We start from the raw sequence: 13,561 nt of genomic DNA on the forward strand, positions 1-13,561 counted from the left end.
ACTACATAATTGCCCACCTCTGTGATGCCCTCTTGGCTTACAAAAAGGCGAAGCATAGGAACGGAACCTAAATAAGTTTAACCCAATAAAGCTGCTTATCACATACACGACTTTACCGAGGAACGAGGAAAATCGTGGGTGTGACCGGAAAGTTTTTGCGGAGTTTTTTTCAAAAAATGACCCACCGGAAGCATTTTTATAAAACTTATCGTGTGCTCATTCCCTAAACCCCGTCACCTCTCTTTCAAGCTTTCATCCACCCCCCTTAAAAAAGGAGTCAAAAAAAACTCAATGACCCGGCGTTTGCCGGTTTTCACTTCAGCTGTGACGCTCATGTCCGGCGAGAGTCGCACCGGTCTACCGTCGACCTGTATATGTTGATTTTCCATGGAAACCTTCACGGGAAAAAGAATCCGGCCGTCTTCGAACTCCTCTGCGTCCATGGATATATGCCTCACGGTGCCTTCAATCATGCCGAATTTGGTGTAGGGAAAGCTGTCCACTTTGACTTTTACGGCCTGGCCGTTCTCAATGAACCCGATGTCCTTGTTTTCCACCATGGCTTCCACTTCAAGGCGCGTGTCCTTTGGGACGATGGTCAGCAAGGGGACAGCGGGCTGCACCACGGCCCCAATCGTGTGGACCTGGAGTTGCTGGACGATGCCCGCAACCGGGGCTGTGAGGATAAAATTCTTTTCCCGTTCACGGGCTTTGACGATGGCAGGACGAAGCCTGGCTGCACGGGCGCGGGCTTCGGTGAGTTCGGTGAGGCGCTCGGAAAGAAAGGATTCGCAAAACGAGGTTTTTCGTTTCTCCAGGGCGCTGATTTCAGCTGTGCACCGGTTGATGGTGCTCTCTTCCACAGCCAATTGCTCGCGGGTGTTGACCAGCGTCTCTTTACTCCGCAGCCACTCCATGTGATCGATCAAACGAGACTCCTCGAGTTGACGATTCACTTTTTCCTCTTCCAGATACAGGGGGAGAAGGGTTGCGAGTTTTTTGACACGGGCGCGGGCTGAGACGGTTTCTGCTCGACAGGCTTTTATCTGCTCATCGTAATCGTCCACCTGGGCTGTAAACTGTCCCACCTGCCGATTGCACAAAACCTGATGCAGGAGAATCTCCTCCTCAAGGATCCCGCCTGAGAAGGCAACCTGCTTCACGGCCTCTCTTATGCCGGTACTGCGAACCGAAAGGCCTGACTTCAATGCTTTGAGAACCTCTTCGGCCCGGCAGCTGATGAGGACGTCTTGGAGGTATTCCTGGGTCACCTGCTCCAGGTCGCTGGTGCGCTCCGTGGGATCCAGCCGGATCAACTCCTGGCCCTTTTCCACGTATTGCCCCTCTTCAACGAGGATGGACTCCACCTTGGCCATGTCAAGGCTCTCGACCTTTTTGATATGCCCCAGGGGAATTAATTTGCCCCGGGCAACGGCCTCAATGTTCATCCTGCCGAAAATACAGAGAAGCAGCACAAGGACAAAAAGCGCACACAAGCTCAGGGCCACCGCACGCCCCGCCGGAGAGACCGGAGTCTCCAGGATTTCAACGGCAGCAGGCAGAAACTCCACCTCAAATCCTTCCCTGGGGGCCTGTTCTTTCTCTTTTTCCAGGCGAACCGCTTCCCTGAAAATGCGAATCCAGCTCATCATGCTGCCTTCCCTCCACTCTCCTGCCGTTTCCAGAGCTCCGCATAGCGACCTCCCCGAACCAGAAGTTCGCTATGGGAGCCGGATTCGATGAGCCGTCCGTTTTCCATGGTGATGATGCGATCCGCATACCTTACGGCCGTGAGGCGGTGAGCAATAATAAGAACGGTGCGCCCCCGTGCGATATGCTTCATGTTGTTCTGGATAATCTCTTCGGACTCATAGTCCAGGGCTGAGGTTGCTTCATCGAATATCAACAGGCGCGGATTGGTGGAGAGTGCCCGGGCAATGGCGATGCGCTGCCGCTGTCCTCCGGACAGGCTGGAGCCCCTTTCTTCCACTAGGGTGTCGTAACCGAAGGGAAGTTCCAGAATAAATTCATGGGCTCCGGCCAGGCGCGCAGCCTGGATCACGCGCTCCATGGACATACCGGGGTCGGCCAGGGCGATATTCTCCCGAATGCTTCTGTTAAAGAGAGTATTCTCTTGTAGAACCACACCGATCTGCCTGCGCAGCCAGGAGGGATCAAGAAGGGAAATGTCCTGGCCGTCCAATAACACCCGTCCGTGCTCCGGCATGTAAAGGCGCTGGACCAGCTTTGTCAGGGTGGACTTGCCGGAGCCCGAGCGCCCCACAATGCCGATGGTCTGCCCCGGGCTTACCGAAAGGGAGAGATCATCCACAGCCAGGGGGCTCTTCGGTGTATACCGAAAGGAAACGTTTAAAAGGTCGATCTTGCCGGTGAGGGGTGGCATGCCCGGACGATCCAGTTTCACACTGGATTCAGGGGGTGAATTCAGCACATCCCCAAGGCGATCCAGGGAGATGCGAAACTGCTGAAAGTCCTGCCAGAGTTGAGCCAGACGAAGAATGGGTTGTGCTACCTGACCGGAGAGCATGTTAAAGGCGATGAGCCCGCCGATGGTCAGCTCGCCACCGATGACAAGCTTGGCCCCGGTAAAAAGAAGCAACGCCCCCACCACCTTACTGATCAACTGAACCGACTGACTGCCGAAGATGCCCAGCACATTGCGGCTCACCGATGCACCGACATACCCGGCGAGGTTGTCTTCCCAGACATTTCTCATCTGTGGTTCCACGGCCATGGACTTGATTGTCTCCATGCCCACGACCGCTTCGGTGAGAAAGGACTGGTTCAAGGCGCCCCGCTGAAAGGTCTCTTCGGTACGGGCCCTCAGCGACGGGGTGATCAAAAGAGAAAGGATGACATAAAAAGGGATGGACCCTATGACAATCCAGGTAAGAAGCGGACTGTAAATAAACATCACCGCAATGAAGACAACACTGAAGATGAGATCCAGAACCACCGTTAAGGCATTTCCAGTCAAAAAGGAACGGATGGTCTCCAGCTCACGTACCCTTGCCACAACCTGACCGGCCTGGCGCGTGCTGAAATACGCCAGGGGCAGCCGGAGCAGGTGGTCAAAGAGCCGGGCCCCGAGCTCCACATCGATTTTGCTGGTGGTATGACTGAAAATAAAAGAGCGCAGGCCCCCTAAGATATACTCAAAAAGATGGATGATCACCAACCCGGCAAGTACCACATGGAGGGTGCTGAACGCCTGGTGAACCAGCACCTTGTCCATGACCACCTGAAAGAGTAAAGGCATCACCAGGCCGAAGAGCTGAAGAAAAAAAGAGGCGATGAGAACTTCACCGAAAATCTTGCGGTACTTGGCAACGGAAGGGATAAACCAGGTGAGATCAAACCGCCTCTCTCCCCCGGCGATTCGAGAGCGGCTGGTGATAAGGACTGCGGTGCCGTCCCAGATCTGCCAGAGCGCTTCCTCAGAGAGGGTCTCCGGTCGTTGGCCCGGCCTGTGGATCAGGGCTTCGCCGTCCTTTGCACCCCCGAAAATAAAAAACCGCGACTGCGTGTCGCGGCATATAAACGGAGGATTGAATTTTGAAAGCCTGTCCTGCTTTACCGTGACGACCTTTGCTTTCAACTTGAGCCTCTTTGCGGCCCTCACAAGGGTATCGGTCCCAAACGAGCTCCCGGAAGCGGCAAACTCGTGCTTGATGGCTTCCGGACTCACAGGTTTCTTCATGAACGCAAGCATCATACAAAAGGCCATGACGGCTTCGTCACTAAACGATATCTCCTGTTCCGCCCCTGCAGAAGAGTTCAAGCCGGGCACCGCCCCCGGGCCTTCGTTTTTTTCCATTGCCGCCCCATCCTGCTTCGGGCTTACGCTGGCAACCTGAACCTTGGCATCATCCACAACACATGACTCCATGCAAAAAAATAAACCCTCAACAGCACGATCAACACGCGACCTGCCCCTGAATACCTGGAAATATCGAATTATCAGCTCCCATGAAGCCCCTTTGACTGAAGCCAAGGTGGGAAATCTATCCCGGATACTCAATCATAAAAAAATAATTCTACCTTAGTTATATTTCGCTAAAATTCGGTTATTATGGCAAAATCGATCTACTGAAATTATAGCTTAGGTTCAGGATCTCCTGACCGGGTTTGTCACCCTGAGGACAAACCGAGAGACCCACCTTCCGGGTTACGAGAAATTCGACGTAAGTACCGACACCTGCGGCTCAAATACCTTAAATAAGGGTGCACTCGACTCCTGAGATATCCGGGCTATCTGGCATGGCGCGCAAAGACTGAATAACGCGACACGTGTGACACATTTCGTCACAGTTTCAAGGGCACGAATAATGAGTATCCCCGGCGTCGAAATTCTCTGGGAATATTTCGCATACTTCACTTGATTGATTAACAGGCGTTCCCATTCATTCGCAGATTATCTTTTTTGAATTCGTATCGGTTTGCTTGGTAAACCTGGGGCTGCCATAAATCGGAAATGGCAGAGTACGGTGAGGCACAACACGATGCGGATACAAAATTAAGGCATTTCATGGCATCACTCTGGAGATCAGAACTCGAGGAGATAGATATCATCCACCCTCCCCGAGGCATGGTAAAAGAAAGACTTAAAATGGTTTCACAACCCGGTCATGAATAAGGTTGTTTTCCCATTAACACAGGCGTTGAGCAGTGTTTGAGGAAGCCCTCTAACAGCATGTTCTGAAAGCTTTTTGAGGCTATAAATCTTATAGAACAGACGGATAAGGGCTCACCAGAAGCGTAAAAAAGTTTACTTATAGCCCAGCCCTCTTTGACAAAATTACAATAAGCAGTCTTCAATCACATTGTCAACACCTATCTAAATAGAAATTCATTCTGTATTCATTATTTCACTTATACATCTTTTTGAGATTGCCTATTTATGCTCTCGAAATCCAGTAATTCAGTTCACAACAACTCAACAATAAATAAAGCGCTTCGCACGATGCTTGCGTCATCGTCATGTCCATGGTACCCCCAAAACAAAAGAAACCGGTGCATCCTCTTTATCCTCCCTCATCGGTAAACCGATCCAGAAGTTTCCGGGCTGCGTGGCCGGGAAAAACCTCACCTTTTTCGACTCCTGCTAAGGTCTCGTCCATGAGGGATGCCACCTTTGGGGCATACCTGAACCGATCCAGAAGACCCTCTTCCACCAGCTCCCAGAACCAGTCCACCTGCTGCGCTTTTCTCCTGTTAAAAAGTGCCCCGGTGGCCTTGTCTGCCTCATACAATCGAAAAAGACTGTCCAACAGAGGTGCCAACCCTTCCCCATTCAGGGCGCTGGTGGTGAGGACAGGCACTTCTCGATCAAAACGGAACAGGGCCAGGGCATTTTCATACGCTTTGCGGGCCCTTTCCGCGAGTTCCCGGTTCTCGCCGTCGGCCTTGGTGATGGCCACGACATCGGCCAGCTCCATGATGCCCCGCTTGATTCCCTGGAGCTCGTCACCGGCCCCTGTCAGCATGAGAAGGAGAAAAAAGTCCACCATGCCTTTGACAGCTGTTTCGGACTGCCCCACCCCCACCGTCTCCACGAGGATAACGTCAAATCCGGCCGCCTCACAGGCAACCATGGCCTCCCGCGTCCGTGCGGCTACACCGCCCAGGGTCCCGCCCGAAGGAGAGGGGCGCACAAAGGCGTCTGTCCGTCGCGACAGCTCCTCCATGCGGGTCTTGTCCCCCATGATGCTCCCCTGGCTCACGCGGCTGGAAGGATCCACGGCCAGCACGGCCACCCGGTGCCCCCGTTCTACAAGATGAAGCCCGAGTCCCTCGATAAGGGTGGATTTACCCACACCCGGCACACCGGTGATCCCCAGGCGCAGGGCGTTGCCCCCATGGGGAGCCAGCCCTTGCAGAACCTGGGCAGCCAACCGGAGATGGTCAGGATTTCGGCTTTCAAACAGGGTGATGGTGCGGGCAAGGACACGGCGGTTTCCGGCAAGAACGCCCTGGATGAGATAATCTGGAGGGTGGGAGAAAGAAGACATGGGATAGTTAGTAGTAAGGGGTTAATGGGGCTAAGGGCTAAGGGCTAAGGGCTAAGATTCACAGTCGATATATGGTGTATCAAGGACATTCATAGAGCCCTTGGCATCATGCAGCTTTTTTACATTGGTGACTCTTCCATCAGCACATTGAGAATCCGGTTGGCGGATTCGGTGACGCGGGTACCGGGGCCGAAGACGTCTTTGACGCCCATTGTGGATAAAAGATCGTAATCCGACGGCGGGATGATGCCGCCCACGAAAATGACGATATCGTCGGCGTCATGATCGGCAAGGTGACGGATCAGCTCCGGGACAAGGATGTTGTGCCCGGCAGCCAGGGAAGAGACGCCGATGGCGTGGACATCGTTTTCCACGGCCATTTTCGCTGCCTCCTCCGGGGTCTGGAACATGGGGGAGAGGTCCACGTCAAAGCCGAAATCGGCATACGCAGTGGCGATGACTTTGATGCCCCGGTCGTGGCCGTCCTGGCCCATCTTGGTGAGAAGGATCCGCGGGCGGCGCCCGTTACGCTCGGCAAAGGCATCGGTGCGGTTCCGCAGGGTTGCCATGGCCCCGTTGTCGCCCATCTCACCGGCGTAGACACCGGAGATGCACCGGGTGGTGGCGGTAAAGCGTCCGAAGACCTTCTCCATGGCTTCGGAGACCTCCCCCACGGTGGCCCGAGCGCGCATGGCAGGGATCACCACCTCCAAAAGATTGCCATCCCCTTCAGCGCAGCGGGTGATGGCCGCAAGGCACCGGTCCACCTCGGCCGCATCCCGGCTTTTTTTCAGGTTTTTGAGCCCGGCGACCTGCTCCTCCCGGATGGCAGCGGGTACGTCCAGCACCTCCATCTCCTCTTCCTCCTCCACCTGGTACCGGTTAACCCCGACGATGACATCCAGCCCCTGGTCGATACGCGCCTGACGCCGGGCAGCGGCCTCTTCAATGCGCATCTTGGGCATGCCCGATTCAATGGCACGGGCCATGCCGCCCAGAGCCTCCACCTCGGCCAGGACACCGCGCACCTTATCGACAATCTCACGGGTCAGGGATTCCACGTAGTACGAGCCTCCCAGGGGATCCACCACGCCACACACCCCGCTCTCCTCCTGCACCACGATCTGCGTATTCCTCGCCACCCGTGCAGAGAGCTCCGTGGGAAGCCCCACGGCTTCGTCAAAGGCGTTGGTGTGAAGGGACTGGGTGCCGCCCAGCACGGCGGACATGCACTCCAGGGTGGTACGGATAATATTGGTGTAAGGGTCCTGACGCGTAAGGCTCCACCCGGAGGTCTGACAATGGGTGCGCAGCATGGAAGACCGGGGATCCTTGGGGTTGAACCGGGCCATGATCTCCGCCCACAGAAACCGGGCCGCCCGGAGCATGGCGATCTCCATGAAAAAGTTCATGCCGATGCCGAAGAAAAAGGAGAGGCGCGGGGCAAAGGCATCCACATCCAGGCCCGCGTCAAGGGCGGCCTTGACGTACTCCAGGCCGTCGGCAAGGGTAAAGGCGCACTGAAGTACCGAGTCGGCCCCAGCCTCCATCATGTGATACCCGCTGATGCTCACCGTGTTGTACCGGGGCATCTCCCTGGAACAAAACCCGATGATGTCCGAAACGATGCGCATGGAAGGGGCCGGAGGATAGATGTAGGTATTCCGGGTGAGGTACTCTTTTAAGATGTCGTTCTGGATGGTGCCGGTGAGCTTGTCATGGGGCACGCCCTGCTCTTCCGCTGCCACGATGTACCCGGCCAGTACGGGCAGCACCGCACCGTTCATGGTCATGGAAACACTCATGGCGTCCAGAGGAATCCCGTCAAAAAGGACCTTCATGTCCTCCACGGAATCCACGGCCACGCCTGCCTTGCCCACGTCCCCGGACACCCTGGGATGGTCGGAGTCGTAGCCCCGGTGGGTGGCAAGGTCAAAAGCAACGGAAAGCCCCTTCTGCCCTGCCGCCAGATTGCGCCGGTAAAAGGCGTTGGACTCCTTGGCTGTGGAAAAGCCCGCGTACTGGCGAATGGTCCAGGGACGCCCGGCGTACATGGTGGCCTTGGGCCCCCGGACATAAGGAGACAGCCCCGGCATGGCACCGGCCCACTCCAGGCCCTCCAGGTCATCTTCCGTGTAAAGGGGCTTAATGGAGATCCCCTCGGGCGTGGCCCGGGTCAGCTCTTCAAGGGCCCTGCCCCGAAGTTCCTTTTCTGCAAGCGTCCGCCACATCTCAAGCCCTTTGCCACTGCCCATGACGAGTCTCCTTATGGATGATAAAACGCCGAAGAAAACCACAATCGGATCAACCTGTACGCGACACAAACAAAGTAGTCCCTGTTCCCTGTTTTTCCTATGACCTTATTTTCCTGTTTTATCTTTCACACAACTCCACCAGCACCCCTTGGGTCTCTTTCGGATGGATAAAGGCAATGCGCGCCCCCCCGGCACCCATGCGGGGCGTCTCGTCAATGAGACGAACCCCCTTTGCCTTAAGCTCGGCCAGGGCCTCGTCGATGTCTGCAACCCGAAAGGCAATGTGGTGCACCCCTTCACCTTTTTTCGCAAGGTATCGTCCCACGGGGCTGTCGGGCTCCATGGCCTCCAGGAGCTCCACTTCGCTCTCCCCAACCGGAAAAAAAGCGGTGGTCACCTTCTGCTCGGATACGGTCTCCGTGCCGTCGAAAGACAGCCCAAGAACCTCTTCCCAGAAGCGTCGCCCGGCGTCGATACCGTGCACCGCCACACCGATGTGATCCACGTGAAGCACCTTCATGGAGGTCTCCTCTCTGCATGATAAAGACACATTAGCCCGAATATTTCACAAGAAAACGACTATATAAATTCAATGAAAGGTCATTGCCGATGGTTATCAAAGCATTGAGGTAAACCACTACATCTGCAGCTCTGATGCCTTGAGTATGGGTGCACTCGCCTCGTGAAATATCCGGTTCAGGAAAGGCCACGTATGAATTGTCTCTGGTTGAATCGCGCTCTCGGGCAAACGCACAGGACGCAGGAGGAATATCGCAAGAAGAATAAAAAGAAACGAAGTTCAAGGGCCTGAACGAGCGCTCAGTCTGGTAAGAAGTACCACGCGGCTTTTTTGATTGTCAAGGGGATTTGAGAGAGAACACCGATAGGAAATGCAACGACGGGATCAGCAAAAAAAAGCGCAACCATTCTGTTGTGCCTTCTATGGTTTAAGTGAGTGGAAAAAACAGGCCTCCGGCGGCGAGGTGAGACACCCCGAAAGCTGATTGCCTTTGACTCGGGCTTCGCCCTACACAAACACTTATGGTTTGTACGGACTGGCTCACAAGCTTCGACCTAACGGGATACGTTGTCGCCACTTGTCCATTGTGGATCTGGCCGCACGGTCTCCGACGGGTCACGTCGTTGTAAATAGGCTCTGCAAAAACGTTGCTCCCAACAGGATCGCCCAAGGCAAAGGTATGGTGAACAGGTACAAAAAAAGCCGCACAAACGTGTGCGGCAACGTGTTTCAAGCCATTTGACGGGAAGCAGCACAACCAGAGAATTACCCCGGAATCACCTCTTCCGGGTCCGAGATCCTGAAGGATACCTCCACCCGATCCATGCCTGACTCTTCTTCGCGGGTGCGGATGGAAAGGGCATCCGAGGCCATGCCTGCGTCCAGGAACTCCCGGGCCACATTGGCGGCCCGCTCGGCACTCAGGGCAAACCGGGCGTTGGCCCCTTCGGCATCCGTGAAGCCAGTCACCACCACCACGGGTCGATAGGGTTTCAGCACTGTGGCTACGCGCTGAAGGGTGTCCCTGTACTCGCCGGAAACCCGGCTCCCGTTGGCGGAAAAAAACACGGGCAGATCCAGGTGGACCACCAGTTCGGAGGTGGTCTTGTCCAGGGATAGCCAGGAGGCCACATCGCTTTTTTTGATTTGGGAGGCAAGGTCGGCGTGGAGGGCGCGCCGCTTTTTCTTCACGGAGAAATCGGGATCGGAAATCAGCCCTTCCTCTTCCAGAACCACGGCCATGGTGCCCTTGAGCCAGACCGGTATTTCACCGCCCCCGGCTTCGGCCATCACCTTGACCATATCGGAAAACTCACGCTTGTGGTTGAGGAGGACCTCCTCCAGGTGGGCAATCTCCCGGTGGACCCTGCGGGTGTCCCGGCCTTCAACGGCAAGCACCACAAGGCGCTCCTTGGCATCGAGGAGACGCGACGAAACCTCTTCAACGGCCTTGGCCACCACGGCGATGGCCTCGGCATCGGGTTTCAGCCCGTCGGGACCGTAGCCGTTGACGCCGTCGGCCCCGGCCGCCGTACACGCGAACCCCAACACGACCAGCGCACACACGGCGCCTCGTATCTTTGACATCACCATTCGTCCCATAACCTTCCCTGGTCATTCAACGGTGTACCCGGTGCTTTCGCACCGCAATCCGGCCCGGCGCATCCGTGCGTCCGGGGTCTTCCATGGCCCTGAAAAAGGCCTCGGCACCAGGCTGCCTTTTCTGCGGCAGCCGGGTACCTGTCTCATATATCGCCGGATCTCGGCAAACCTGAAGCCGGGGAATAAAAAAACCTCGAATCAGGCGGGGGGTGGTGTGGATTTGCGGGCCACAAAGCCCTGGGTATTGAGCCCGGTGGCGGACGAGGTCCCCGCCTTCTGGGCCAGGTAGGCGGCCCCCAGGGTCTTGATGTGACCGGCCACGTTGTCAAAATAGTTGTAGTGGGCCTGCTCTTCGTCGATGACATCGTCAAAGAGCTTGGCGCTCAGGCTGTCTCCGCAGGCCAGACACACCGCCAGAAAGGCGTTGTATTCGGCCAGGGCGCCATCTTCCAGTTCCGTGTCAAAGCCAAAAATCACATCCACGGCCTGTCCCCGCTCCACGTTATCGGCAGGCTCGGTGGTGGGCTCGCCACCAAGCTCCTTGACGCGCTCGGCAAACATTTCGGCGTGGCGCATCTCGTCAATGGCGATGAGTTTCATCTGGGCTGCCAACTCCCCGAAATCCATGTCGTCCAGGGCGTAGTGCTGGTTCATGTACTGGCCGATGGCGTGAAGTTCCATGGCCCTGGCCTTGTTCAACACCTCAATCACCTTTGCCTTCTTCTCTTCCCGTGAAGTCTGTGTCATGGGTCTGCACCTTTTTATTAGGGGTTGTGGAAAAAAGCACACGCGCAAGGGCATGTGGCAAGGCATGGTCAAGGAAACATCATCAACCGTGATGCTCTCGCGCTTTCGTACGGTCTGCGGGTAAATCAACAACAAAGGTCGGGTCGGTGAGGCATGAACCCGTGGGCCCGGTGAGGGCCGGAGATGAAGGGACAAGAAGCGCCCCTTTCTCCTGGTTCGTGTCTACAAGAATAAAAACCTTGCCTTTCCAAGTCAACCCCCGCTGTGATATTGGAAGGATCCCGAGCCCACAACACCTTCCCGCAAAAAGGGTCATGAATCCCACGCATTGCGGGTTACAACGGAAGGAGTGCCGATCATGGAAGCCTTTGTCTCAACCCATGCGAGCCGTTATCTCGCCCATCTTCGCAACCTGGCGGCCCTTCCGTCGGTCTTTACCCGGCCCCGGGACGTGGAAAAAGCCATGGGGTACTGCAAAAAAGTCCTTGTGTCGGCCCTCCCGGATTACACCGTCATAGAAGACGAGGGGCAAAATCTCATTGCCCTGCCCGCCAGCGTGGACCTCAAAAAAAAACTGGTATACCTAAGCGCCCATGTGGACACCGTGGACGCAGATCACACCGAATGGGACGCCCCCTTCTCTCCTTTTGTGCCATATGAAGATGACCACGAGATCGTGGGCCGCGGGGTCTCGGACTGCAAGGCAGGGGTGGCCTTTCAGCTCTTCCTGGCAGAGCTCGCAGGAAAGGGGCGCCTTTGCCTTGATAACCTCATCTTCACCATCACCTTTAAAGAAGAAGGCGCAGGGCACAAAAGCGCCGTCCACATGGGCCGGGCCCTGGGGAAAACCCTTCCCGTCAGCCAAAACGAGACCCTGCTTCTGGTCCTTGAAAACACGGTGACAGCAGGCGCCTCACCCAGTCTGGGCCTCTACACGGCGGAACGGAGCAACTTTGTCATCGATGTCACCGGGCCCCTTGCCGAGCTGAGGCACATCCTTTCCGGCCTTGCCGCCTGGAACCCTGTCTGCATCTACCCCGAAGCCTCCCCGGACGCCTGGGCCGAGGTCCTCACACAAAAAGGGGGCCACGTCTGCTCCGTACCCCGGAACCAGAACATGCTCACCGAGATCATCCTTAACGCCAGTGACTCGGACCTGCTCTGCGCCGGAGCCCCGGACAGCTTCGGGGTCATCCCCACGGAGATCAAGCAAGGGCACGCCCCTGTGCCCACGGCCCACACCCTGGTCCTGAGCAACCGCACCTTTGACAGCCTGGACACCGTCCGCAGGCAGCTCACGGGAATCCCTTACCGGGAGCTCAAGGACTTTTCCATCTCCCCGGGCATGGACATGCGGGACCGGTGGCCGGGATCCACATTCCAGCGAGCCGTGGAGACCATGGGGCCCCAGCCCCTTGAGATCACCCTGGACCACAACACCGGGATCTCAGATGCCTCCACCATCGTCAACACCATGGTCCCGTCCCTCAGGGACCGTTTTTTCCCCGTGGTCGCAGGCCCGGGAGCCCGGTCCCAACGCCGAGTGTCGCCCCAGCGGCTTACCCATGGGAAAAATGAAACATTCGACAAACAAACCGGCATCCGGGCCACGGCAACCCTCTTCAACCTCCTCAGGGAGCTGGGTGTGGTCGGTAAGAGCCGGGCTTGAGCCCCCTCCGCTTCCTGACAAGGCACACCTAAATTGAGATAAACGCGACGGAACCGTTCTCCTGTGTGAGCGGATGTGGTACATTTATAAAATGTCATTCACACCGTTTATGGTAACGTAAGATACACTGTCGAGGCTTGTATGGCTCCTGTGCGTTATGCAGCGTTTTTGTCCATCCTGTTGTTTATCTTTTCTGTCCCCTCCTCTTCCGCAACAACAGTCATTCCCGTCAGCCTGACCCAACTGACGCAAAAGGTCGACACCATCGTGGCGGGTGTCGTTCGGGATACCCATGCGTACTGGGACGAGGGCCGCATCTACACGGATGTGACCCTTGAGACCATGGAATTTCTCAAACACCCCACCGCCCATCGCCCCGAGACCATCGTGGTGCGCACCATGGGCGGCCAGATCGGGGACATGCGCATGGAGGTCCACGGCGTGCCGGACCTCCATGTCGATGAAGAGGTGGTCCTCTTTCTCCGGCAACACGAAGAGGATTACACCATCTACGGGCTCTACTACGGCCTCTGCCGCATTGAAACCGACCCGGACGACGCCTCCCAGAGCGTCACCGGCCCCGTTTTCCGGGCCAGGACCACGCAAAGCGCGGAGACCAAGGCCCTCAGCCTCAACCCCCTGCCCCCCAACGGCGAGGCCCTGGACCTGTTTTTCCAACGTGTCCGGGCCCTTCTTCCGCCCGCCGATGAAGCGCGACAACCATAGGCTTTTTTTG

Annotated in this window: 10 protein-coding genes; 3 read left to right on the top strand and 7 right to left on the bottom strand. The window is 56.5% G+C overall.

Annotation, left to right across the window (positions count from 1 at the left end; genetic code table 11):
* Positions 1–233: 233 nt before the first annotated feature.
* Both MSL71_RS15430 and MSL71_RS15435 read right to left on the bottom strand, forming a co-directional pair.
* Positions 234–1,652: an HlyD family type I secretion periplasmic adaptor subunit gene (locus tag MSL71_RS15430; protein WP_180141902.1), complete on the bottom strand. Its 1,419-nt coding sequence runs from the start codon at positions 1,650–1,652 to the stop codon at positions 234–236.
* Positions 1,649–3,721 (bottom strand): type I secretion system permease/ATPase, encoded by a 2,073-nt coding sequence (locus tag MSL71_RS15435; protein ID WP_218951048.1) that lies wholly within the window; start codon positions 3,719–3,721, stop codon positions 1,649–1,651. The genes MSL71_RS15430 and MSL71_RS15435 overlap by 4 nt, the downstream gene beginning before the upstream one ends.
* Here MSL71_RS15435 and MSL71_RS15440 point away from each other — a divergent pair.
* A complete protein-coding gene (locus tag MSL71_RS15440; RefSeq protein WP_218951049.1) occupies positions 3,720–3,878 on the top strand; it encodes a hypothetical protein in 159 nt (52 codons plus the stop codon). The two genes, MSL71_RS15435 and MSL71_RS15440, sit on opposite strands and share 2 nt — an antisense overlap.
* A gap of 1,167 nt (positions 3,879–5,045) precedes the next feature.
* Here MSL71_RS15440 and meaB read toward each other — a convergent pair.
* From meaB to MSL71_RS15465, 5 genes are all read right to left on the bottom strand, one after another.
* Positions 5,046–6,032 carry a methylmalonyl Co-A mutase-associated GTPase MeaB gene (meaB, locus tag MSL71_RS15445; RefSeq protein WP_180141906.1) on the bottom strand — a complete coding sequence of 329 codons (987 nt, stop codon included), beginning with the start codon at positions 6,030–6,032 and terminating at the stop codon, positions 5,046–5,048.
* 119 nt (positions 6,033–6,151) lie between these two features.
* On the bottom strand, positions 6,152–8,287 hold the full coding sequence (gene scpA / locus MSL71_RS15450; RefSeq protein WP_180141908.1) for a methylmalonyl-CoA mutase: 2,136 nt from the start codon (positions 8,285–8,287) through the stop codon (positions 6,152–6,154).
* 118 nt (positions 8,288–8,405) lie between these two features.
* The gene (gene mce / locus MSL71_RS15455) at positions 8,406–8,807 is read right to left on the bottom strand and encodes a methylmalonyl-CoA epimerase (protein WP_180141909.1); all 402 of its coding nucleotides are present in this window, start codon (positions 8,805–8,807) and stop codon (positions 8,406–8,408) included.
* Positions 8,808–9,572: 765 nt separating this feature from the next.
* Positions 9,573–10,394 carry an OmpA/MotB family protein gene (locus MSL71_RS15460; protein ID WP_180141911.1) on the bottom strand — a complete coding sequence of 274 codons (822 nt, stop codon included), beginning with the start codon at positions 10,392–10,394 and terminating at the stop codon, positions 9,573–9,575.
* A gap of 213 nt (positions 10,395–10,607) precedes the next feature.
* On the bottom strand, positions 10,608–11,156 hold the full coding sequence (locus MSL71_RS15465) for a ferritin-like domain-containing protein (protein WP_180141913.1): 549 nt from the start codon (positions 11,154–11,156) through the stop codon (positions 10,608–10,610).
* Between the two features lie 358 nt (positions 11,157–11,514).
* On the opposite strand from MSL71_RS15465, the gene MSL71_RS15470 reads away from it, so the two are divergent.
* Both MSL71_RS15470 and MSL71_RS15475 read left to right on the top strand, forming a co-directional pair.
* Positions 11,515–12,825, top strand: a complete 1,311-nt coding sequence (locus tag MSL71_RS15470; protein ID WP_180141915.1) for a M20/M25/M40 family metallo-hydrolase — start codon at positions 11,515–11,517, stop codon at positions 12,823–12,825.
* Between the two features lie 141 nt (positions 12,826–12,966).
* On the top strand, positions 12,967–13,551 hold the full coding sequence (locus MSL71_RS15475) for a hypothetical protein (protein WP_180141917.1): 585 nt from the start codon (positions 12,967–12,969) through the stop codon (positions 13,549–13,551).
* Positions 13,552–13,561 lie beyond the last annotated feature (10 nt).

It is taken from the genome of Desulfoluna butyratoxydans (assembly GCF_900699765.1).
Classification (GTDB): Bacteria; Desulfobacterota; Desulfobacteria; order Desulfobacterales; family Desulfolunaceae; genus Desulfoluna; species Desulfoluna butyratoxydans.

Excerpts from the sequence above, each read along its gene's own strand:
- MSL71_RS15470 (WP_180141915.1), top strand. The coding sequence starts at position 11,515 with ATGGAAGCCTTTGTCTCAACCCATGCGAGCCGTTATCTCGCCCATCTT.
- MSL71_RS15460 (WP_180141911.1), bottom strand. The coding sequence starts at position 10,394 with ATGTCAAAGATACGAGGCGCCGTGTGTGCGCTGGTCGTGTTGGGGTTC.
- mce (WP_180141909.1), bottom strand. The coding sequence starts at position 8,807 with ATGAAGGTGCTTCACGTGGATCACATCGGTGTGGCGGTGCACGGTATC.
- MSL71_RS15475 (WP_180141917.1), top strand. The coding sequence starts at position 12,967 with ATGGCTCCTGTGCGTTATGCAGCGTTTTTGTCCATCCTGTTGTTTATC.
- MSL71_RS15440 (WP_218951049.1), top strand. The coding sequence starts at position 3,720 with ATGAACGCAAGCATCATACAAAAGGCCATGACGGCTTCGTCACTAAAC.
- scpA (WP_180141908.1), bottom strand. The coding sequence starts at position 8,287 with ATGGGCAGTGGCAAAGGGCTTGAGATGTGGCGGACGCTTGCAGAAAAG.
- MSL71_RS15465 (WP_180141913.1), bottom strand. The coding sequence starts at position 11,156 with ATGACACAGACTTCACGGGAAGAGAAGAAGGCAAAGGTGATTGAGGTG.
- MSL71_RS15435 (WP_218951048.1), bottom strand. The coding sequence starts at position 3,721 with ATGAAGAAACCTGTGAGTCCGGAAGCCATCAAGCACGAGTTTGCCGCT.
- meaB (WP_180141906.1), bottom strand. The coding sequence starts at position 6,032 with ATGTCTTCTTTCTCCCACCCTCCAGATTATCTCATCCAGGGCGTTCTT.
- MSL71_RS15430 (WP_180141902.1), bottom strand. The coding sequence starts at position 1,652 with ATGATGAGCTGGATTCGCATTTTCAGGGAAGCGGTTCGCCTGGAAAAA.